This window comes from uncultured Mucilaginibacter sp., from assembly GCF_903913935.1.
Lineage (GTDB): Bacteria > Bacteroidota > Bacteroidia > Sphingobacteriales > Sphingobacteriaceae > Mucilaginibacter.
Genome location: NZ_CAIWNH010000410.1, coordinates 1 through 1,960, shown reverse-complemented (window position 1 = coordinate 1,960; position 1,960 = coordinate 1). Strand labels below are relative to the sequence as shown.

General features: G+C 40.3%; 2 protein-coding genes. Both read left to right on the top strand.

From position 1 onward, the window contains the following. Positions 1-267 precede the first annotated feature (267 nt). The gene (gene cysC, locus QZY09_RS16530; protein WP_295674141.1) at positions 268-870 is read left to right on the top strand and encodes an adenylyl-sulfate kinase; all 603 of its coding nucleotides are present in this window, start codon (positions 268-270) and stop codon (positions 868-870) included. Positions 871-874: 4 nt separating this feature from the next. Beyond that, a complete protein-coding gene (cysD, locus tag QZY09_RS16525; RefSeq protein WP_295674138.1) occupies positions 875-1,783 on the top strand; it encodes a sulfate adenylyltransferase subunit CysD in 909 nt (302 codons plus the stop codon). Positions 1,784-1,960 lie beyond the last annotated feature (177 nt).

Below are 1,960 nucleotides of genomic sequence, written 5' to 3'. Positions count from 1 at the left end.
TATCCGCGATTAGCGCCGACAATGGAATGGGACACTGCCGCAGGCCATGCTGTAGCACATTACTCAGACTGTAAAGTTTATAACTTTAAAACCGGTCGTGAATTGAAATACAATAAGGAAAATATGCTTAACCCGTGGTTTGTGGTCGCTGGCCAGTATTAGCAATTGAATATCCGTATATTTCTAATGATAATTTAATTAAATAAGATCGGTTTAAGCACTAAATTTTTCATACTATTGAGAAGCCAGCAAGCCTAAAGATTTTTAATGAAAGAAAAACTATACATAGTTGAACAGCAGTACAAAATAACGCGCCTTGACCGTGAACTGGCCAATGGGCATAAGGCAGCCTGTGTTTGGTTTACCGGGCTTTCAGGCTCGGGGAAGAGTACGATTGCTAATCTTGTGGAAGAGGAGTTGTATAACCTTGGGGTAAAAACCTATACCCTGGATGGGGATAACATCCGAAGGGGTTTAAATGTGGGGCTTACCTTTACTGACGAAGACAGATCTGAAAATTTAAGAAGAATAGGAGAAGTTGCCAAGCTGATGTGCGATACAGGTTTGGTTTTACTTGCTACATTTATAACTCCTCTCGAGCGCCAGCGCCAGTCGTTGCGTTATGCATTGGGCGAAATGTTTATCGAGGTTTTTGTTGATACCCCGATTGAAATTTGTGAAGAGCGCGATGTTAAAGGCTTATATAAAAAAGCTAGAACAGGAGAAATAAGTAACTTCACCGGCATAAGTTCTCCTTTTGAATGCCCCGTTTCACCTGAAATATATATTAACACAACAAATCAAACTTTGGAACAATCTGTGAATTTGGTTTTAGAGGGTGTATTACCTAAAATTAAATCAGCTAATTAATTATATGCATAACAAATATTACCTCAATCACCTTCAGGAACTTGAATCAGAAGCGATATACGTGATCAGGGAGGTTGCAGCGCAGTTTGACAGGCCTGCTATATTATTTTCAGGCGGGAAAGACTCAATTGTGGTAACCCATTTGGCCCGTAAAGCGTTTTTTCCTGCAAAAATACCCATGCCCCTAATACATATTGATACCGGCCATAACTTTTCTGAAACTATTGAATTCAGGGATCAACTGGTTGAAGACCTGGGGATCCAATTAATTGTTGGATCTGTGCAGGAATCAATAAATAAGGGAAGGGCAGTAGAAGAAAGCGGCATTAATGCCAGCAGGAATGAATTGCAAATAGTTTCGTTGCTTGATACCATTGAACACCATAAAATTGATGCAGCAATGGGTGGTGCCCGCAGGGATGAAGAAAAAGCAAGGGCTAAAGAGCGCTTTTTTTCGCATAGGGATGAATTTGGACAATGGGATCCCAAAAACCAGCGCCCGGAGTTATGGAACATTTTTAATGGCCGTAAAAGAATGGGCGAGCATTTCAGGGTTTTTCCGATAAGTAACTGGACTGAGATGGATGTGTGGAATTATATTTTACAGGAAAACCTCGCGATACCGTCATTATATTTTGCTCACCGGCGTGAGGCAATTTACAGGGACGGAACATGGTTGCCAAATTCCGAATTCCTCGTATTAAGAGAAGGAGAAAGGATTGAACTTAAGCAAATGCGGTTCCGTACACTGGGTGACATTACCATAACAGGAGGCATTGAATCAGATGCCGATACCCTTGAAAAAATAGTGATGGAAGTTTCTGCCACACGGAGTACTGAACGGGGCATGAGGAGTGATGATACGCGCTCAGATACATCGATGGAAGACAGGAAAAAACAAGGATATTTTTAAGTGAATATTTAAAAAAATGGAATTAAAACCAGTAACTCTGCAAGCAATAAATAACACGAATTTAAAATAATTATCAATATATTCGCCTCAACTAAATATGGAATTACTGCGTTTTACCACTGCCGGAAGTGTTGATGATGGGAAAAGTACACTTATTGGACGATTGTTATACAGATC

Bases quoted from the DNA above. Each gene is read 5' to 3' on its own strand.
- cysD (WP_295674138.1), top strand. From the start codon at position 875: ATGCATAACAAATATTACCTCAATCACCTTCAGGAACTTGAATCAGAA.
- cysC (WP_295674141.1), top strand. From the start codon at position 268: ATGAAAGAAAAACTATACATAGTTGAACAGCAGTACAAAATAACGCGC.